This is a genomic window from Lacinutrix sp. MedPE-SW, assembly GCF_001874145.1.
Lineage (GTDB): Bacteria > Bacteroidota > Bacteroidia > Flavobacteriales > Flavobacteriaceae > Lacinutrix.
Genome location: NZ_MPCX01000015.1, coordinates 50,475 through 69,949, shown reverse-complemented (window position 1 = coordinate 69,949; position 19,475 = coordinate 50,475). Strand labels below are relative to the sequence as shown.

18 protein-coding genes and 1 other RNA gene are annotated in these 19,475 nt (G+C 30.3%); 13 read left to right on the top strand and 6 right to left on the bottom strand.

The features are described from left to right. Positions 1 to 386 precede the first annotated feature (386 nt). Positions 387 to 783: a transfer-messenger RNA gene (gene ssrA / locus BM549_RS13015) on the bottom strand. 299 nt (positions 784 to 1,082) lie between these two features. On the opposite strand from ssrA, the gene BM549_RS13010 reads away from it, so the two are divergent. The 6 genes from BM549_RS13010 to BM549_RS12985 all read left to right on the top strand — a co-directional run bounded on the left by BM549_RS13010 (position 1,083) and on the right by BM549_RS12985 (position 5,952). Further along, the gene (locus tag BM549_RS13010; protein WP_290470661.1) at positions 1,083 to 1,295 is read left to right on the top strand and encodes a DUF2945 domain-containing protein; all 213 of its coding nucleotides are present in this window, start codon (positions 1,083 to 1,085) and stop codon (positions 1,293 to 1,295) included. 60 nt (positions 1,296 to 1,355) lie between these two features. After that, entirely contained in the window at positions 1,356 to 2,564 is a 1,209-nt protein-coding gene (locus BM549_RS13005) for an NAD(P)-dependent oxidoreductase (protein ID WP_290470660.1), read from the top strand. Positions 2,565 to 2,630: 66 nt separating this feature from the next. Further along, complete coding sequence (locus BM549_RS13000; RefSeq protein ID WP_290470659.1) at positions 2,631 to 4,832, top strand: hypothetical protein; 2,202 nt, start codon at positions 2,631 to 2,633, stop codon at positions 4,830 to 4,832. An 81-nt stretch (positions 4,833 to 4,913) separates the two neighbouring features. Beyond that, the gene (locus BM549_RS12995) at positions 4,914 to 5,273 is read left to right on the top strand and encodes a hypothetical protein (protein WP_290470658.1); all 360 of its coding nucleotides are present in this window, start codon (positions 4,914 to 4,916) and stop codon (positions 5,271 to 5,273) included. A 59-nt stretch (positions 5,274 to 5,332) separates the two neighbouring features. After that, positions 5,333 to 5,587, top strand: a complete 255-nt coding sequence (locus BM549_RS12990) for a hypothetical protein (protein WP_290470657.1) — start codon at positions 5,333 to 5,335, stop codon at positions 5,585 to 5,587. Continuing rightward, positions 5,584 to 5,952 (top strand): DUF1801 domain-containing protein, encoded by a 369-nt coding sequence (locus BM549_RS12985; protein WP_290470656.1) that lies wholly within the window; start codon positions 5,584 to 5,586, stop codon positions 5,950 to 5,952. Before BM549_RS12990 ends, BM549_RS12985 begins: the two co-directional genes overlap by 4 nt. Here BM549_RS12985 and BM549_RS12980 read toward each other — a convergent pair. Together BM549_RS12980 and kdsA are read right to left on the bottom strand one after the other, a co-directional pair. Then, on the bottom strand, positions 5,949 to 6,809 hold the full coding sequence (locus tag BM549_RS12980; RefSeq protein ID WP_290470655.1) for a hypothetical protein: 861 nt from the start codon (positions 6,807 to 6,809) through the stop codon (positions 5,949 to 5,951). The genes BM549_RS12985 and BM549_RS12980 overlap by 4 nt on opposite strands. Positions 6,810 to 6,830: 21 nt before the next feature. After that, entirely contained in the window at positions 6,831 to 7,649 is an 819-nt protein-coding gene (gene kdsA / locus BM549_RS12975) for a 3-deoxy-8-phosphooctulonate synthase (protein ID WP_290470654.1), read from the bottom strand. 272 nt (positions 7,650 to 7,921) lie between these two features. Here kdsA and typA point away from each other — a divergent pair, with 272 nt between their 5' ends. Both typA and BM549_RS12965 read left to right on the top strand, forming a co-directional pair. Next, complete coding sequence (gene typA / locus BM549_RS12970; RefSeq protein ID WP_013870405.1) at positions 7,922 to 9,721, top strand: translational GTPase TypA; 1,800 nt, start codon at positions 7,922 to 7,924, stop codon at positions 9,719 to 9,721. A gap of 167 nt (positions 9,722 to 9,888) precedes the next feature. Beyond that, entirely contained in the window at positions 9,889 to 10,137 is a 249-nt protein-coding gene (locus tag BM549_RS12965) for a hypothetical protein (protein WP_013870406.1), read from the top strand. A 3-nt stretch (positions 10,138 to 10,140) separates the two neighbouring features. Here the strand turns inward: BM549_RS12965 and BM549_RS12960 are convergent, their stop codons facing one another. Then, a complete protein-coding gene (locus BM549_RS12960) occupies positions 10,141 to 11,439 on the bottom strand; it encodes a hypothetical protein (protein ID WP_290470653.1) in 1,299 nt (432 codons plus the stop codon). A 3-nt stretch (positions 11,440 to 11,442) separates the two neighbouring features. Then, the gene (locus BM549_RS12955; protein ID WP_290470652.1) at positions 11,443 to 12,051 is read right to left on the bottom strand and encodes a trans-aconitate 2-methyltransferase; all 609 of its coding nucleotides are present in this window, start codon (positions 12,049 to 12,051) and stop codon (positions 11,443 to 11,445) included. 101 nt (positions 12,052 to 12,152) lie between these two features. Between BM549_RS12955 and BM549_RS12950 the strand changes: the two genes are divergently transcribed. From BM549_RS12950 to BM549_RS12930, 5 genes are all read left to right on the top strand, one after another. Continuing rightward, positions 12,153 to 13,922, top strand: a complete 1,770-nt coding sequence (locus BM549_RS12950; RefSeq protein ID WP_290470651.1) for a hypothetical protein — start codon at positions 12,153 to 12,155, stop codon at positions 13,920 to 13,922. 31 nt (positions 13,923 to 13,953) lie between these two features. Continuing rightward, positions 13,954 to 14,913, top strand: a complete 960-nt coding sequence (locus tag BM549_RS12945) for a glycosyltransferase family 2 protein (RefSeq protein ID WP_290470650.1) — start codon at positions 13,954 to 13,956, stop codon at positions 14,911 to 14,913. 111 nt (positions 14,914 to 15,024) lie between these two features. Further along, positions 15,025 to 15,900, top strand: coding sequence for a GNAT family N-acetyltransferase (locus BM549_RS12940; RefSeq protein ID WP_365336699.1), 876 nt, complete (start codon positions 15,025 to 15,027; stop codon positions 15,898 to 15,900). After that, a complete protein-coding gene (locus BM549_RS12935) occupies positions 15,897 to 17,000 on the top strand; it encodes a DegT/DnrJ/EryC1/StrS aminotransferase family protein (protein WP_290470649.1) in 1,104 nt (367 codons plus the stop codon). The genes BM549_RS12940 and BM549_RS12935 overlap by 4 nt, the downstream gene beginning before the upstream one ends. After that, positions 16,997 to 18,334: an O-antigen translocase gene (locus BM549_RS12930; protein WP_290470648.1), complete on the top strand. Its 1,338-nt coding sequence runs from the start codon at positions 16,997 to 16,999 to the stop codon at positions 18,332 to 18,334. The genes BM549_RS12935 and BM549_RS12930 overlap by 4 nt, the downstream gene beginning before the upstream one ends. Here BM549_RS12930 and BM549_RS12925 read toward each other — a convergent pair. After that, positions 18,310 to 19,446 (bottom strand): glycosyltransferase, encoded by a 1,137-nt coding sequence (locus BM549_RS12925; protein WP_290470647.1) that lies wholly within the window; start codon positions 19,444 to 19,446, stop codon positions 18,310 to 18,312. The two genes, BM549_RS12930 and BM549_RS12925, sit on opposite strands and share 25 nt — an antisense overlap. Between the last annotated feature and the right edge of the window lie 29 nt (positions 19,447 to 19,475).

Below are 19,475 nucleotides of genomic sequence, written 5' to 3'. Positions count from 1 at the left end.
ATCAATTTTGTACCGGTTAGCAAACAAATTTGGCGGTATATACCAACTTTTATTAAAGTTTGTATATATTTTATTTTTGGCAGGTTATCGCAACTTTTTTAAACTGTAATAATTTAAAAATAGTATCAATGTTCATTTATTTTTTATACCCAAATAATAATTTTAGTTTAATAAAGTAAGTAACTTGTTGTGTAATTATCTTTTATTAAGACCTAGTATGGTTCTAAATAAAGTTTTATTTTAAGAGCTCATACAGTTGTTAGTTCTAGACTTGTTTAAGCCTAAATACCAATTCAAACATCTCAATAACAATTGATGAAGTTTTTATCTACTTAATTATCGACAGTAAAAATAAAACCCTGTAAAACAGTGTTTTACAGGGTTTTTTGTGGAGCCGGAGAGAATCGAACCCTCGTCCAAACAAGTAACCAAAGAGCTTTCTACACGTTTATTCTTTTCTTGGGTTTTCGATTAAAAGCTGGTTAAAGACAACCCACTTTTAACTTATCTTTTTTAGTTTCAAATAAGCATCAAAGCACTACCTATTCTATCTTGACATTTACGATGCCTCAAAATGGAACGCCGCCAATCAAGGCTTTCCGGAGACATAAAGCTTGCTCACCTTGTGAGCCGAGGCTTAATCCTACTATAATTCAGATTAGGCAGCTAAAGCGTAGTTATTCTCGCCGTTTAAAAAGTTGATCTAGCCTTTAACGTGTTTCAAAATCATTACACGACGTGCTTACTATTTAATTAATCTCGCTGTCAAAACCAGTCGGCCCCAAATATAAATAGGAAAACAAAAGTCTCTCAATTTAAAAAATTAAAAGTAATCTAATATAGTAATTTTGGCGTTACCAATACAAGCAGAAAAAGCTGGTATTGGTCAGGCTTTCCGCTATATCTTTTGCAAAAAAGCAAAAGGATGCCGCATCAATCCTTAACGCACTACACCAAGAAACAATAGTATAAGTTTCAAAGGATGGCGAAATTAATAAAAATATTAACTCAAAAGCCATACCAAATAGGATTTTTAAAAATATTAAGATAAATTTGAAAAGCTATTACCAAAATAAAATAAAATGATAAAAACAGGAACTCAAGTAAAATGGGATTGGGCAAACGGTACCGCAAAGGGAAAAGTAGAACAAACCTATACCAAGTCTATAACTAAAACTATTAAGGGAACAGAAGTCACTAGAATTGGCAAACCAAATAATAAAGCCCTATACATAAAACAAGACGATGGAGACTTTGTATTAAAGTCAGAAAGCGAAGTATCCAGAGCCAATTAACTTTATTTGCGCAACGCAATTAATAAAAGTATTTTAGCGAAAATAACTAAGATATTTTACATGAAATTTGCAGTAATAAAAGAACGTAAAAACCCGCCAGATCGTCGTGTCGTATTTTCACCTCAAGATTTAAAAACACTAAAAAATAATTTTCCCGAGGCAGAAATTGTTGTCGAGTCTTCAAATATTCGAGTCTTTAACGATTCAGAATATAGAGATTTAGGTTTTACAGTTTCAGAAAATGTTGCAGATGCTAATGTATTGTTTGGAGTAAAAGAAGTGCCAATAGAAGCTCTAATACCAAACAAAAAATATTTTTTCTTCAGCCATACCATTAAAAAACAACCATACAATCGTAAACTTTTAAAAGCTATTTTAAATAAAAAAATAGAACTTTACGACCATGAAACAATTGTGCGAGAAAACGGTGCACGATTAATAGGTTTTGGCCGCTATGCAGGATTAGTTGGTGCTTACAACGGTTTTAGAGCCTTAGGTATGCGAGACGACTTATTTAACTTACCAAAAGTAGAAACCTTAAAAGATTTAGATGCAGTAAAAGCAGAGTTAAATAAAATAACAATTCCTAATATTAAAATACTTTTAACCGGAACAGGAAAAGTAGCACAAGGTGCTAAAGAAATTTTAGACCATTTAAACATAAAAGAAGTTAGTGACGCCTTATACTTAACAAGCGACTTTACAGAACCCGTATATTGTATAGCAGACGTTATGGAATATGCAAAACGTAAAGACGGTAAAGTAGGCGATAAGTTTGCATTTTATAAAGATGCATCAGGCTATAAAAGTAATTTTATGCCATATGCCAAAGTTACAGACTTTTTTATTGCAGGACATTTTTATGGTGATGGCGCACCATACCTATTTACAAGAGAAGATGCTAAACATCCAGAATTTAAAATAAACCTTGTAGCAGATATATCTTGCGATATAGATGGGCCAGTAGCCTCTACAATACGACCATCTACAATAGCAAATCCGTTTTATGGTTACGATCCTAAAACCGAAAAAGAAGTCGTATTTAATGCTAAAAATGCCATTACAGTAATGGCAGTAGATAATTTACCTTGCGAACTACCAAAAGATGCCAGCGAAGGTTTTGGAGAGATGTTCTTACAACACGTTATTCCTGCTTTTTTTAATAACGATAAAAACGGTATTTTAAGTCGTGCACAAATAACTAATAGTAAAGGCGAATTAACACCACGTTTTGCCTATTTACAAGACTATGTAGATGGTAAAGAATAATAAACAAGTCTATTAGGAGTTTTATCTTTCAACTTGTTATATTTATAAAGTTATAAAAATTAGTTTATGAAGTTTATTACAAAAATTGTAGCATTAATTACATTGTGTGTTATCATGTCTTGCGAGAGTGACAATAATGTACCAATAAATGAAAATACAGAGCAAGGCGACGTAAATCCATTTTTAGAAAATTTTGGAGCCGATATTGAAGCTCGTTTTTTAGGTAGCGTAGTTGATGAAGAAAACAACCCAATTGCAGGCGTAGAAATTAGAATAGGTAATGCATTTGCTGTAACAGACGCTAATGGCGTATTTTCAATTTTAGAAGCTACAGTTTACGAGAAATTTGCCTACATAACAGCATCTAAACCTGGATTTATAGATGGATCGAGAGCTGTGGTTCCTACAAATGGAATAAATCAAATAAAAATAATGTTATTTAATTTAGAGCCTGTTGTAACCTTAACACCAGGACAATTATTAACTATAGACCTACCAGATGGAACAGAGGTTGATTTACCTGGAGATTATGTAGATGAGTTTGGGCAACCGTATTTAAATGGAGATGTAGATGTGTCTTTAAAAGGTTTAAATGTAGATAATGAAAATATGGCAATACAAATGCCAGGTATGTTAATAGCCGAAACTATAGATGGAGATTTAAGAGCATTAGAAACCTATGGTATGATAGCCGTAGAATTACGAGGAACAAATGGAGAAGAATTAAGTTTAGCTCAAGGTTCTCCAGCAACAATTAGAGTGCCAGTTGGAAGCAGTATAACAAATGCACCTGCAACAATACCACTTTGGTATTTTGATGAAGATAATGGGTACTGGAAAGAAGAAGGAACAGCAACATTAGAAGGTAATAGATATATTGGAGAAGTAGCACATTTTAGTTTCTGGAATTGCGACGACCCATTTGCATCTATACAATTGTGCGTAACTGTAGAAGACGAAACAGGAAACCCATTAGAATTTGTACCAGTAGAATTGCAAAGAGAAATAGCAGGATGGAATTCTGCATCTTCAGGATATACTAATAATAATGGTGAAACTTGTGGTTTAATTCCTGCAGACGAAACTTTAACTTTAGCAATTGATAATTTTGGGTGCCCAGGAAATAATATAACCACTACAATTGGACCATTTTCTCAAGACGAAAACATTACCATTACACTTACAAATACAGCAACATTATCTACAACATTAACAGCAAACTTTACTTCTTGCGATGCGAGTGCAGTAACCAACGGTTATATACAATTAGTATATGGAGACCAAACAACAGTTGTACCTGTAACTAGTAGCGAGTTTAGTCACGATATTAATTATTGCGCCTCAGATACAGCATACTCGATTCAGTTTGTAGATGTAAATAATGGGCAATCGTCTGGTGTAATAACAGGAAATTTTAGTGGACCAACAACAGATTTTGGTTCGCAAATGTCTTGTGAAAATGTTGGTGATGCAGATAGTGATGGCGTTTTAGATTTAGATGAAGATCTAAACAATAATAATAACCTAGAAGACGATGATACAGATCAAGACGGTACTCCAAACTATTTAGATGAAGATGATGATGGTGACGGTATTAATACAATTGATGAAGATTATGATTTTGATGGCGATCCAACTAACGAAGATAGTGATGGCGATGGTATACCAGATTATTTAGATGAGCAGGATGTTATAGATTTTAATTCAGAAATTTATGCAAACAATTGTGAAAATAGTGTTTTAGAGTACGATTTAACCGAAACTTATGGTGTAACGTACCCAAACACAACATTTACTTACTTTGAAACACAAGCCGATGCAGAATCAAGTGTAAATGCTATAGTAAATTCAACAGCTTACGAAAATGGAGCAATGTTACAACAAGTTTATGTGAGAGCTACAAATACAGTAAGTAATCAATTTTCTGTAGGATTTATTTATTTTTTAGGAGCAAATAATACAGATACCGATAATGATGGATTAACAGATTGTGAAGAAACTACAGGTGTAAACGATCCAAATACACCACTTAATCCTAACGGAACCATAACAGACCCAAACAATGCTTGCGATCCATTTACAGCAAACTCATCACAAGATTGCGATGGTGATGGTTTAACAAATTTAGAAGAAACCAATGGGCCAGATGGCACAGCAGGTACAGGAGACGAAACAGATGCAACAAATCCAGATACCGATGGAGATGGCGTTAACGATGGAGACGAAATTGAAAACGGTACAGATCCAAACGATCCAAACGATTTTTAATTCATAATTATTTTTAAAAAAAGGCGCAATTTTGCGCCTCTTTTTTTAAATTTAAACTCTAACCAATTAAAAACAAATAACATGATTGTTACATTATTAATTATAGCAAACATTGCAGGAGGCATACTTCTAGGTCTAGCAACATTAGATAAATGGGATGGAGAACGTAATTTTTTTAATAAAATAGCAGGTGTTTTAGCGCCTTTTCAAACTATTATTGGCGCAGCATTAGTAATACTTGGTTTATTGCGTTTGTTTGGTTCTGGTAGCTTATTTTTTAATATAGTAAGTATTTTAGGAGGTTTTTTACTATTAACACATGTTATTGTAAAAGCACCTGCATTTAAAGATTCTTTACAAAAACTATCAGATAAGCTAATGCCGTTTAAAGCTATTATTGGGATAGCGATGATTGCTATTGGTTTAATTAGTTTATTTTAAACGTTAATTATTTGTTAATTGAATGTAAATTAATTTTCTTTGTGTAAACTCCATGTTACATGAAAATTAATTGGCAAAACCATTCTAACCTCACACATAAAGAGGTAGAAGAACTTACAGCCATAGAATATAATCTTAGAAAAAAGATTGTTAGTATTTTAATTGCTGAAGCTAAAGAGGAATATAGTGGAGATTTTTCTGGTTACGAATTTGATTTCGATGTAGAAACAAAACAAATTGAAATCTCAAATAAAACACCAGAACCTATGTATTCAGAATTTAAAGCCATTTTAAAGAAACATGGTAATTTGTGAATCCTGCTGAAACATATATAAACAACCAACCAGAACCATATCGTGCAATATTAATGCATGTTCAAACTATTATAGAGCATACTTTACCAGAGGTAGATTTAAAATACAAATGGAGTATACCGTGTTACTATGTTGGTAAACGCCCAATATGTTATTTAAATGCCAGTCACAAAAATAAATATGTAGATGTAGCTTTTTGGCATTCGGCTTATATTACTAAACATAAAGCGTTATTGGTAGGTGAGAACAGAAAGGTTGTTAAATCGCTTCGTTATAAAAGTTTAGAAGCGATTAACGATACTGTTTTAGTCGATATTTTAAAAGAAATTTATACTTTTAAAGATAGCAGTTTCTATAACCGTTAAAGCCTAAAAATACCTCCTACAGAAATAACGCGTTGTAAAAACCAAAAATGTTGTGAAGCACTTTCGTTTGTATTACTCGTTGTTCTAATATCTGGCATATTTATAAAACCACCACGTAAATCTCCTTGAATATAAAAATGCTTGAAAAAAGTAAGGTTTAAACCTACATTTAAATGCAAACCGTAACCAGAAATATGAAATTGATCATACCTGTCTTTTAACAACAGTGTAGTATTTGTTTTTGGATATAATACACCAGCACCAAAGCCCTCGGTAATATTTACTTGAAACTTATCGGTATTTGGTAAATTAAAAAGGCTTGAAATATCATCATGTCTTGCAAATTCTAAATACACGTAGTTTAATCCGTTAGTATGTTCAAACTGTAAAAATTCTCTTGAAACAAAATAATCGTCACCATTGTAAATACCATTAAACTGGCTTCCTGGTTCATCTTCAGGCAAATTTATATAACCAGAAACACTTTTAGTTGTATTTTCTACTAGTACATATTTCATGTGGTCTACACCTAGTGAAATTGAGTACTTGTCGTTTATAAAATACCCAAGTTTAAAGTTTGTTTGTGGTATTGTAATACGTGTTGGGTTTATATAATCTATATGCCAACCTTTAGGTTTGTCTTTTGCAGAAGCATCTTTTATGGTAAAAGCATAGTTTTCTCCTTCAAATCTTATATCAGATTTAGAAAACGTTTCTCTGTTTCCTCCCCAACTAATATAAAATTTACCTTTGTTAGAGCTGGTGTATTTAGTTAAAACTTCTTCTTGAGAAAAAGAAAAAAGAGTAGCGAAAAATGAAACTAAAAGAAATAGTTTCTTAGTATGTAAATGTATCATTAAAGATAATGTAAAATAAGTTTAAAGTGAGTTAACAACTTTACGTATTGCTGTTAAATTAGTTAGTAGGGTTTCTAAATTATCTAAATGCAGCATATTTGCACCATCACTTTTTGCATTAGCTGGATCAAAATGTGTTTCTATAAATAAACCGTCTACATTGTTTACAACGCCTGCTCGTGCAATAGTTTCTATCATGTCTGGTCTTCCGCCAGTAACACCAATACTTTGATTTGGTTGTTGTAAGGAGTGTGTTACATCTAATACGGTTGGTGCATATTGTTTCATGGTTGGAATGCCACGAAAATCTACAATCATATCTTGATAGCCAAACATAGTACCACGATCTGTAATCCAAGCTTTATCGCTACCAGAATCTTTTACTTTTTGTACAGCATGTTTCATGGCTTCAGGACTCATAAACTGTCCTTTTTTTAAGTTTACAACTTTTCCTGTTTTTGCAGCAGCTACAACTAAATCTGTTTGGCGTACTAAAAATGCTGGAATTTGTAAAACATCTACATATTGTGCAGCTAATGCAGCATCACTAGTTTCATGAATATCTGTAACTGTTGGTACATCAAATTTTTCTGAAACTTTTGCTAATATTTCTAAAGCTTTTTCATTTCCAATACCTGTAAAACTATCTATTCTACTTCGGTTGGCTTTTTTAAAGCTGCCTTTAAATACATAAGGTATTTGTAATTTGTTTGTTATTTCTACAACGCGCTCGGCAATTCTAAACGCCATTTCTTCGCCTTCTATGGCACATGGTCCACATAATAGAAAGAAATTATTTGAGTTTGTATGTTTTATTTTTGGGATGTCTTGCAACTGCATAATCTATGTTCTTAATTAAGGCTGCAAAGATAATACTAAAAAACTGATTTTTGGCAAGCTGCATTAGCGATAGTAACGGCATCCTTTTTTGTGTGCGCTTATGCACAAAAAAGATATAGTGAATAGCGCGACCTTTTGTAGCTTAGTCTTTTACATGAATTTTAGTACAAATTTTAATTGGCTACAACAGGAAATGCCTAAAAAAAAAATAAAAGTATATAAATCAATAAAAATTAAGTACCTTTGCACGCTTAAAATAAGGCACTAATACTATGGCTAAAATTAAAAATATCGCAATTATTGCGCACGTAGATCACGGTAAAACAACTTTGGTAGATAAAATTATGTACCATTGCCAACTGTTTCGTGAGAATGAAAACACTGGAGATTTAATTCTTGACAATAATGATTTAGAGCGTGAGCGTGGTATTACCATTACGTCTAAAAACGTTTCGGTTGTATATAAGGATACTAAAATTAATATTATAGATACGCCTGGTCACGCCGATTTTGGAGGTGAAGTAGAGCGTGTTTTAAATATGGCTGATGGTGTTTTATTATTGGTAGATGCTTTTGAAGGCCCAATGCCTCAAACGCGTTTTGTATTACAAAAAGCTATAGATTTAGGTTTAAAGCCTTGTGTAGTTGTAAACAAAGTTGATAAGGAAAACTGTACTCCAGAAGAAGTACATGAAAAAGTTTTTGACTTAATGTTTGAGTTAGGTGCAGAAGAGTGGCAGTTAGATTTCCCTACAGTTTATGGTAGTGCTAAAAATAACTGGATGAGTGATGACTGGAAAAATGAAACTGAAAACATCGAGCCTTTATTAGATATGGTTATTGAGCATATTCCTGAGCCTAAAATAGAACAAGGAACAACTCAAATGTTAATTACATCTTTAGATTTTTCTAGCTTTACTGGGCGTATTGCTATTGGACGTTTAACTAGAGGTGAATTAAAAGTAGGACAAAATATTTCTTTAGTTAAAAGAGATGGTTCTATTGTTAAAAATAAAATAAAAGAGCTTCATACTTTTGAAGGACTTGGTCGTTTAAAAGTAGAAGAAGTACAAACTGGTGATATTTGTGCAATTGTTGGTTTAGAAGGTTTTGAAATTGGTGATACTGTTGCCGATTTTGAAAATCCTGAAGGACTTAAAACTATTGCTATTGATGAGCCTACAATGAGTATGTTATTTACAATTAACGATTCTCCGTTTTTTGGTAAAGACGGAAAATTTGTAACATCTCGTCACATTAAAGACCGTTTAGCTAAAGAATTAGAAAAAAACTTAGCACTTAGAGTACAGGATACAGATAGTGCAGATAAGTTTATGGTTTTTGGTCGTGGTGTATTACACTTATCGGTTTTAATAGAAACTATGCGTCGTGAAGGTTACGAGCTTCAAATTGGACAACCACAAGTAATCATTAAAGAAATTGATGGTGTTAAATGTGAGCCAGTTGAGGAAATGACTATAGATTTACCTGAAAATGTTTCTGGTAAAGCAATAGAAATGGTTACTATGCGTAAAGGTGAAATGTTAAGCATGGAAGCTAAAGGTGAACGTATGGTTTGTGAATTTATAGTGCCATCTCGTGGTATTATTGGTTTACGTAACCAGTTATTAACGGCTACTGCTGGTGAGGCTATTATGGCACACCGTTTTAAAGAATACCAACCATTAAAAGGTGGTATTCCAGAACGTCAAAATGGATCGTTAGTATCTATGGAAAAAGGTACAGCTATTCCTTACTCTATAGATAAATTACAAGATAGAGGTAAGTTTTTTGTAGATCCAGGTGAAGATATTTACGAAGGTCAAGTTATTGGAGAGAATTCTCGTGGTGATGATATGACTGTAAATATTACAAAAACTAAAAAATTATCTAACGTACGTTCTTCTGGTGCAGATGATAAAGCTAAAATTGTTCCTGCAATTAAATTCTCTTTAGAAGAAGCTTTAGAATACATCCAGAAAGATGAGTATGTTGAGGTAACGCCAAACCACTTAAGAATACGTAAAATATACTTAACTGAAAACGAGCGTAAAAGAAATAAAATTATATAATTTTTTTAAAATTATAATAAATAGTTTAAAGAGAAATACCTTGTGGTATTTCTCTTTTTTATGATATAAATTGTGATTTTTGCTATTGTAAAAAGTCACTAAAAATAATTTAACTAAAAAATACCGTTGGAGTTTGTTACTACGCGGAAAAGAAATACAAAAATATTATGGAATTATTTGGAATTACTGGTACAGAATATATTGGCTACTTAGCCTCATTTATGGTATTGTTATCATTTACTATGAAGGACGTAAAAAAACTTCGCTTAGTTAATATGACTGGTTGTATTTTATTTATAATCTATGGTTTTTTAATGCCTACTTTACGTATTGGTTTGCCTATTATAATTGCTAATGCAGCTATACTTATGGTGAATTTTTATTACTTGTTTTTTTCTAGACCAGTTAAAGAGTAAGTATTAACTAGTTTTATACTTTGTAAATACCATTCTTGAAACATAGAATAGTAATAATAAAATAAGTGCATAATGGTAGAACAGAAGTCTAACTATAGAGTAGCTACCAAACGATACTATTAATGCATTAGAGAGTATTAAACTTGATAATAGAAAAACTATAGCATAGTCTTTTGTATATGCTTTAAATAGTTGCACAATACTAATAAATAAAAGTACTATTACGAATAATAATAGCAGCTTAGATTTAATACCATGTATTAAGTTTCCGTAGTATAGTTTAAAATAGTTTTTGTAGTTATTAAATACTAAAACAGGCATCATGTTTTTTGCTGCTTTTTCAACCTGAACTCTGGCTTTATTTAAAGTATAATTTTTGTTTTCTTTTAAATAAGCAGAGCCTTTGTAGTGGTATGCATAACTACATATTTTTGTAAGGTTACTATGAAAATCATTATAAAGTTCAGAAGCAGATTTTGTTTTAGTATGGTCCATAAGCCAACCTTTTTCTTCACTGTAAGTTCTACTTAAATTAAATACTGCTTTGGTTTCTTCAGTTTTTAAATCCTTTATATCCTCTGCTTTACTCACATAAATTGCAGCTGTATTTGCTATAAAAAATGAAGAGGTAGAAGCGAATTGGTCTTTAGTTATTTTATGGTATACTTTGTCTACTAATACATTAAATACTAATGAGAAAATGAGAAGAAAAAGAAGGGTGTTTTGTTTTGTTTTTTTGAAAGTTTTTCTAAATTTTAAAATATAAACAAAGGAAAAAATTATAGGAAGCAATAAAAATTGAGCACGTGTTAAACTCAATATAATTGAAGTGATTAGTAAATACCAAAAATTTTTATTTTCAATTATAAATGAAAAGCCAAAACATAGCGTTAGTAAATATAATGGATAGCTAAAACCTTCAGAACATATATTGTTACCAACGATTAACGGATTAAAATATGGAACAATTAAAACAATTAAAAAAAGAGCCTTAGCGATTTTTGGTAGTTGTAATAAATCACTTATTTTTTTATAAAAAACATGAACTGCGCTAAAGCCTAAAATTAACTGAAAAGCTACAGTTACCATGTTAAAATTAGTTTTAAAAATAATATTAAAAATATATACAAACAATGAGTAAACTGGAGAACGCCAAATCTCTAACCTAAAATGGCTTGCAGTATCTGGAGAATATATAGCATCTTGAAATATTAAGTACAAAAAACAAATACAGTAAATAGAAATAAGTACTCTATTGCTTAAAATGAATTTTTTAATATTTAAAAATGTATTGTTTAGCATGTATTAAAAGCACTCCAAAATTATAGAAGTATAAGGTATATTAAAATATGTGTTGTCAATTTTTACGCTCACATTATCAAAATGTTTAGAGGCTAAAAAGAAATATTCGTCTTCAGTTCTAACAAACTTTCCACGATCCATATCTAATAACTTTTTGGCAATTGGATTTTGTTTTTCAATATAGCAGCCATCCAAAGTTATTAATCTTCCGTTAGGTTTTAATGCTTTTTTAGCGAGCTCAAATAATCTTGAAGTTTGAGCATCTGTCAAATGGTGTATAACGCCAGCAGCTATAACCACATCAAAAGTATTGGGAGCTTCTAAATTAAAATCTTCAACTGCAGTACAGTAAAAAGTATCATTTGGGTAGCGTTCTTTAGCTGTTTTAATATAATTAGCGTCAATGTCAATACCAGTATAATCTGCATCTGGTAAAAAATCTATTAAATAACCAGGACCACAACCAATATCTAAAATCTTTTGGTTGGCTTGTAATCTTACATCATTTTTCACAAACAATCTTCTCGCTTTTACGCCACCAACAATATGTTGAAAGGTATTGTAAATTATAGAATTTTCAAGAATACGTCTTGGGTCAAAAGATTTTGCCATTTTATAATAATCTGTAGATTTTTAAAAAACAAAATTACACTATTTTAAAACATTATGAATGTTATAAAGTTTTATATCTTTATCGCGAACTAACACTAAAAATGATTAACCTTAAACAAACCAGTAAATACGATTTAGTTGTTGTATTATTCGCTATAGTTGCGCTTCAAGTAATTTTAGGATTTCAAGGTTTTGATATTTGCGACGATGGTTTTGCTCTTACATTTTACCAACAAATTTATAACAATCCTTCTAGTGTAGAATATAGCTTTGTTTATTGGCTGTCTGGAGTAATTGGTGGTTTATGGTATGCTATTTTTCCTAATGGTGGTATACTATGGTTTAAGTTTTTTACCGTAATAATTAATACACTTACTTTTTTAATAGGGTATAAAATATTTAAACCCTTTATGCCTAAACGCATTGTATTATTAGGAATGCTTATTATTTTATTTGTAAACGATTTTGGTTTTTTAATATTCTACCATAATCACTTAACTGCACTATTAGCACTAATTAGTGTGTATTATCTTTTAAACGGATTAATTAAAAAAAAGCCTTTATTCATAATACTTTCTGGACTTATTATAGGCGCAAACGTGTTTACTAGAATACCAAACTTAACGTTATTTGTATTCATATTAGCAATTCCTTTTTACTACATTCTTAATAAAGAGCATTTAAAATACGCTTTAAAACCAATGTTGCATTACATTTTGGGTATTATATTGGGCTTTGGTGTTATTGCTTTGTTACTTGTTTCATTAGGCCAATTTAAAATTATGCAAAATGCAATTTTAGGTTTGTTTGATTTGGGCGTAACTAAAGACAGTACACATAACTTTGGAGGTTTATTAAAAACATATTACTACAATTACCGTGTGCTATTTAGTGTAATAGGAGAGTTGTTACTTATTGTTAGTTCTTTTTTATTTATTCAAAATGGTTTAAAAAAGTACAATTGGCTTAAATATACATTACTTCTAATATGGTTAAGTTTTGTGTTTATATGGTTTAAAAACGGAAATTTATATACTACTTACGCTATTGCATATACAGGAAGTATTATTGCCATATTTTCAAAACAAAAGCCAGCTTTTAAAACATTAGCATTATTAGGTATTTTAATGCTAACGTTTTTACCAATGGGAAGCGGTGGCGCAATTGTAAGTAGCGGTTATATGTGTATTTGGCTTTCTGTACCTTTCTTTTTTAATTATTTTTATGGCTTAGAGCATACCTCAATTATTTTTAAAAACACTCAGGTAAGTACTATTAACTTAAATAAAAAAGGATTTACAACACTTATTATTTTTATAGCAGTTGCTTTCTTTTTGGCTAAAGCATTAAATGTTTCTAGAGAAGCTTACTTTGACAAAGGCAGCCGATTAAAAAAAACGCACACCATAAACAGTGATTTGGCAAAAGGAATCTATACAACCAAACGCAGAGCAGAAATTACCAATGCTTTATTAGTTAATCTTGAAAAATATGTAAAGCCAAACGATTATTTATTGACGTACGATAAAATACCTATGATTCATTTCTTAACCGAAACAAAACCATACATGTACAATTCGTGGGTTTGGATTTACGATAGCTATTCGTTTGAAAAAAAATTAAGCAAAGCAGAAAATGAAATAAAAACTTATCCTATTGTAGTAACACAAAAGTTTGAAACAACACGTAGCTTTTCGCAACCCATAACTAATTATTTAGCCGAAGACTTAACCAATACAAAAGGTATTATAAATGCTTACGATGCTAAGAAAAATATAACCATGAATAGGTTTTTAGAGCAAAACGAATATAAAATTGTTTGGAGCAATGCTTATTTTAATATTCTTAAAACTAAAAAAACGCACAAATAATTAGATTTACTTTTTATATTGTGATTTAAATATGAAAACACCCGAAAAACTTTCTGTAATAATTCCCATATTTAATGAGTCTGGTATAATAGATACATTATATGCTAGATTAGTAGCAGCAGTAACTAAAATAACAGATAATTACGAATTTGTATTTGTAAACGATGGTAGTAAAGATAATTCTATAAACGAAATTAAAGCAATTGCTTCACAAGACGAACAGGTTTTTTTTATAGATTTTAGTAGAAATTTTGGGCATCAAATAGCTGTGTCTGCAGGTTTAAAAAACGTTACAGGTGATAGTATTGTTATTATAGATGGCGATTTACAAGATCCTCCAGAATTAATACCAGAACTTTATAAAGCCTATAAATCTGGTTTTGATGTAGTGTATGCTAAACGAAAAAAACGTGATGGAGAAACTTGGTTAAAAAAAACAACTTCAAAATGGTTTTATAGAACACTTTCTAACATTACAAATTTTGATATCCCATTAGACACAGGAGATTTTAGATTAATATCTAAAAAAGTTGTAGATGCTTTAAATACAATGCCCGAGCAAAATAAATTTATAAGAGCTCAAATTGCCTGGTTAGGTTTTAAAGACACATCTGTAGAATTCGATAGAGATAGTAGAAAAATAGGCGTAACAGGATACTCATATAGCCGTTTAATTAAAATGGCTTTAGACGGTATTACAGGCTTTTCAGATAAACCTTTGCTTTTTGTAAGCCGTTTAGGGTTAATTATATCTCTATTATCTTTTGCAATAATTTTATACGCACTAATAGCTTACTTTTTCTTTAATCAACAAGTTACAGGATGGACATCTTTAATAGTAAGTACAATGTTTATTGGAGGTATTCAACTCATTTCGGTAGGTGTTATAGGTGAATATATTGCACGTATAAATACAGATGTTAAAAAAAGACCGTTATACATTGTAAATGAAACAAATATCGCTTCCGCAGAAGTGTTAGACGCTAACTAAAAACTAATTTTTATTCTTACTGTAAAAACATATCAATCTAGTGATTACAAGCTTTGGAATAGCTTTGTAGCCGAAGCAAAAAACGCTACGTTTTTATTTCAACGTGATTTTATGGAATACCATAAAGATAGATTTACAGATGGTTCTTTATTAATTTTTAAAGCCGATAAACTAATAGGTATATTACCCGGAAACACTGTAGATTCAGTATTACATTCGCATCAAGGTTTAACTTATGGTGGTTTGGTTTTAAATAAAACATTAAAGCTAAACGATACTATTGAAGCTTTTAAAGTGCTTTTAAAGTTTTTAGAAACAAACAATATTAAAACTCTTCATATAAAAAATATCCCAAGTATTTATAATTTAGTTCCAAGTGAAGAGTTAGACTATATTTTGTTTTTGTTAAATGCAAGTATCACTAGAACCGATGTGCTTTCTGTAATCGAAAATAATACCGTTTCACAACCTGTGTCTAAAGTAAGAACAAGAGGTGTAAAACGTGCAGAGGCTTTAGATTTAGAAATAAAAGAAGATGAAAACTTTAAGGCTTTTTGGGAAGACGTTTTAAAACCAAACTTACAAGAAAAGTACAATAAAAAGCCAGTACATAGTTTAGAAGAAATAATACAATTACAGCATAAATTTCCTAAAAATATTAGACAATTTAATGTGTATTATAAAAATGAAATTGTAGCAGGAACAACAATTTTTGAAACAAAAAATGTAGCACATGCGCAATACATTTCGGCAAAAGAAAATAAACAAGAATTGGGTAGTTTAGACTTTTTATTTAACCACTTAATAAATACTACTTTTAAAAATAAAAAGTATTTCGATTTTGGTATTTCTAACGAAAACAACGGCAAAAAATTAAATCAAGGTTTGTTGTATTGGAAAGAAAGTTTTGGCGCAAGAACAATAACACAACAATTTTATAGTATTTCAACAAAAAATCATAAACTTTTAAATAACGTTATGCTATGATTAAGTTTTTAGATTTACAAGCCATAAACGCTAGGTTTGACACAGCGTTTAAAAATCAGTTTCAACAGTTTTTAAATTCTGGTCAATACATTTTAGGTAACGGTGTAAAACAGTTTGAAACAGCATTTGCAAATTATTGCGGTACAAAATATTGTATAGGTGTAAGTAATGGTTTAGATGCTTTAATTATTACGTTTAAAGCTTATATGCAATTAGGAAAATTGCAAAAAGGAGACGAAGTTATTGTACCAGCAAATACATTTATTGCAACACTATTAGCTATAACAGAAGTAGGTTTGAAACCTGTTTTAGTAGAGCCAGATATAAACACTTTTAATATTGATGCTCAAGAAATAGAAAAGCATATAAATGCAAAAACTAAAGCCATAGTAATTGTTCATTTATATGGGCAATTGGCTAATATGGAAAGTATTAATTTATTAGCTAAAAAAAATAATTTATTAGTAATAGAAGATGCTGCACAGGCGCATGGAGCAATAAATAACAGCAAAAAGCGAGCAGGAAATTTAGGCGATTGCGCAACGTTTAGTTTTTATCCAGCTAAAAATTTAGGTGCTTTAGGAGATGCAGGAGCAATAACGACCAATAATAAAGATTTTGCAAATATTTGCAGTGCTATTAGAAACTACGGTAGCAGTGAAAAATACATTCATAATTATCTAGGAAGTAACAAACGTTTAGACGAATTACAAGCGCTGTTTTTAAACGAAAAACTTAAGGTATTAGATGCAGATAATGAAGCCAGAAGAGACGTCGCTAATAGGTATTTAAACGAAATTAAAAATAAAAAAATAACGTTACCATACTATAATGGTTCTAAAAACCACGTATTTCATTTGTTTGTAATTTTAGTTGAAAACCGAAATAAGTTTATAAATTATATGGAAACATATGGTATAGAAACGGCCATTCATTATCCTGTGGCACCACATAAACAAGAAGCTTTTAATACGTTCACACCGAAACATTTACCTGTTACCGAAAATATACACAACAATTGTGTTAGTTTGCCTATTAGTCCTATATTGTCTTCCAAAGCTATTACATCCATTATTACCACAATTAATAATTATAATTGAAAAAACTTCTTAATTATATAAACAATAACGTTTTAGTAAAAGTTGCTTCTCTTAATTCAGTTTCTGTAATAATTAAGATTATAGCTGGATTTCTTACATCTAAGTTTATAGCGATATTTGTTGGAGCCGAAGGTTTAGCTTTAGTTGGTAACCTTAGAAACTTTGTAAGTTCGGCACAATCTTTTTCTATTTTAGGTTTATACAATGGTGTTGTAAAATACATTGCGCAAAATAAAGAGAATAGGTTAGAGCTATCTAAAACATTATCGACAGCTTTTTATTTAGGTTTTATTGCAACTTCGGTTATTTGCATCTTTATTTATTATAATGCAAGTTTTATTAACGACACCATATTTCATGAGTATAATGATTACGCATACGTAATTAAAATTTTTGCAATAGTACTGCCATTTTATGCTTTAAATATGCTCTGCTATTCTATAATGAATGGCTTTTCAAAATTTAAATTCTTAATTGTCTTTAATATTTTCGGACAAATTTTAGGTGCGGTAATCGCCATTTTTCTAATCTGGCAAAACCAAATAGACGGTGCTTTAATATCTGTTGTTATAGCAGAATCCTTACTGTTTTTAATAACATTAGTAGGTATTTTAAACAGGCAAAATTTTACAAAATTAGTTAACGTAACACAATTTAGTTTAAGTTATGTAAAAAAATTAAGTTCATATTCAATAATGGCCTTGTTTTCTGCTATTGTAATGCCTTTGGTAGCAATAAGTGTGCGTTCATATATAATAGAAGAAGTTGGTTTAAAAGAAGCTGGTATGTGGGAAGCAATGAATCGTATTTCTAAATACTATCTCATGTTTGTATACTCGTTACTAACATTATATATATTACCACGTTTTTCAGAAATAGATTCAATTAAAGGTTTTAGAAAAGAAGTCTTTGGCTTTTATAAAACCATAGTTCCAGTTTTTGCTGCAGGTTTATTAGTTATTTATTTTCTAAGAGAATTTATTGTTCAAATTCTTTTTACTTTTGAGTTTGAGCCTGTAACCGACTTGTTTTTTTGGCAATTACTAGGCGATTTTGTTAAGGTACTTTCTATTATTATTGCTTATCAATTTCTTGCTAAAAAAATGTTTTGGCATTATATAATAACCGAAGCTTTTTCGGTAATAATATTATATTTAACAAGTATTTATTTTATAGATAATTATGGAGTAAAAGGTGCTAATATCGCGCACTTTGTTACTTACGTCATGTACTATGGAGTAATACTATTAATATTTAGTTCGTCGTTATTTGGAGTTTTGCCAGATGCCGAAATAGATAATGAAGATTCTCACGATTCCCACAACTCTAAATAGCGTTTTGCGCTATTAATATAATTATGTTCTTTATTTACAAAGCGTTGTGCTGCGCGTCCTATTTTGGTAATATTATCTGGGTTTTCTATAAGCGCGTTTAAATGCTTAATTAGCTCATTAATATTTGGTGTAGCATTAATGGCAATGCTATTTTTTTCTAAATTATAGTGTAGTAAACATTCATTTTCTAAACCTGTAAAAACAACTTTACCCTTAGCCATAGACTCTAAAGCATTATAACCTTGATCGTAACTATAAACCTGGTCTAGTATAATGTGTGCATCATTATAAGCTTTAATATACTCATTGTACGGTAAATTATGAGTTGTAATTATCTTAACCTTATCGCCATGAGTGTTTTTTATTTCCTTTAAAGCAATTTCAAATAAATCGTTACCTTTTTTGTAATAATTATTTTTGTTAATACCATGAAATATTACAATGGGATTTAAGTTTGTTAATGCTTTAAATTCTAAAACATCAACATTAATTGGGTTAGCAATCATACCTAAATATTTAGGATGGTTTTGTAATGGTAAATGGTAATCAAAATCTGAAGCAATTACACCTTCAATACCTTTAAAAACGGTATCGTGCAATTTTTTATATTCTGGTTTTAAGTATTTTAAAACAGATTGGTAGTTGCTTTTTTTTCCTTTTTTATCAAAATACGGTGTTAATATAGAGTATTTTAAGTTTTTATTATAGGCGTAGTTAACACTTGTATAGTCTGTACCACAAGAGAGCAAATAAGTTTTACTATTGTTTTTTTGTATTAAATTAAAAATATACGCTTCAATATTAGGCGTGCACATAAAAGCACTTTCGTTAATAAATTGCACAACATCAAAACCACTAAGTTCTGGTAAAGCATGTTTAATTTGCCTTTTAATATCTAAAGAATATAAATCGATTTTACTAAGCTTATAAATAAGCACTTTTAGTTTTTTAAAAAATCCTTTTTGGTAGCGTTTTTTTAAAAGAATATCTACTGGAAAATTTTTAAAACCATCATTTAATCCAGCAATAACAACAGTGTGTCCTAACTTTTCAAGGCCAGCCTTTAAAGAATTGTGTAAATTGCTATATTCTCCTATTAATAAAATCTTCATTCACTATATTTGATGCATCCAATAAACTA

Bases quoted from the DNA above. Each gene is read 5' to 3' on its own strand.
- BM549_RS13010 (WP_290470661.1), top strand. From the start codon at position 1,083: ATGATAAAAACAGGAACTCAAGTAAAATGGGATTGGGCAAACGGTACC.
- BM549_RS13005 (WP_290470660.1), top strand. From the start codon at position 1,356: ATGAAATTTGCAGTAATAAAAGAACGTAAAAACCCGCCAGATCGTCGT.
- BM549_RS13000 (WP_290470659.1), top strand. From the start codon at position 2,631: ATGAAGTTTATTACAAAAATTGTAGCATTAATTACATTGTGTGTTATC.
- BM549_RS12995 (WP_290470658.1), top strand. From the start codon at position 4,914: ATGATTGTTACATTATTAATTATAGCAAACATTGCAGGAGGCATACTT.
- BM549_RS12990 (WP_290470657.1), top strand. From the start codon at position 5,333: ATGAAAATTAATTGGCAAAACCATTCTAACCTCACACATAAAGAGGTA.
- BM549_RS12980 (WP_290470655.1), bottom strand. From the start codon at position 6,809: ATGATACATTTACATACTAAGAAACTATTTCTTTTAGTTTCATTTTTC.
- kdsA (WP_290470654.1), bottom strand. From the start codon at position 7,649: ATGCAGTTGCAAGACATCCCAAAAATAAAACATACAAACTCAAATAAT.
- typA (WP_013870405.1), top strand. From the start codon at position 7,922: ATGGCTAAAATTAAAAATATCGCAATTATTGCGCACGTAGATCACGGT.
- BM549_RS12965 (WP_013870406.1), top strand. From the start codon at position 9,889: ATGGAATTATTTGGAATTACTGGTACAGAATATATTGGCTACTTAGCC.
- BM549_RS12960 (WP_290470653.1), bottom strand. From the start codon at position 11,439: ATGCTAAACAATACATTTTTAAATATTAAAAAATTCATTTTAAGCAAT.
- BM549_RS12955 (WP_290470652.1), bottom strand. From the start codon at position 12,051: ATGGCAAAATCTTTTGACCCAAGACGTATTCTTGAAAATTCTATAATT.
- BM549_RS12950 (WP_290470651.1), top strand. From the start codon at position 12,153: ATGATTAACCTTAAACAAACCAGTAAATACGATTTAGTTGTTGTATTA.
- BM549_RS12945 (WP_290470650.1), top strand. From the start codon at position 13,954: ATGAAAACACCCGAAAAACTTTCTGTAATAATTCCCATATTTAATGAG.
- BM549_RS12940 (WP_365336699.1), top strand. From the start codon at position 15,025: ATGGAATACCATAAAGATAGATTTACAGATGGTTCTTTATTAATTTTT.
- BM549_RS12935 (WP_290470649.1), top strand. From the start codon at position 15,897: ATGATTAAGTTTTTAGATTTACAAGCCATAAACGCTAGGTTTGACACA.
- BM549_RS12925 (WP_290470647.1), bottom strand. From the start codon at position 19,446: ATGAAGATTTTATTAATAGGAGAATATAGCAATTTACACAATTCTTTA.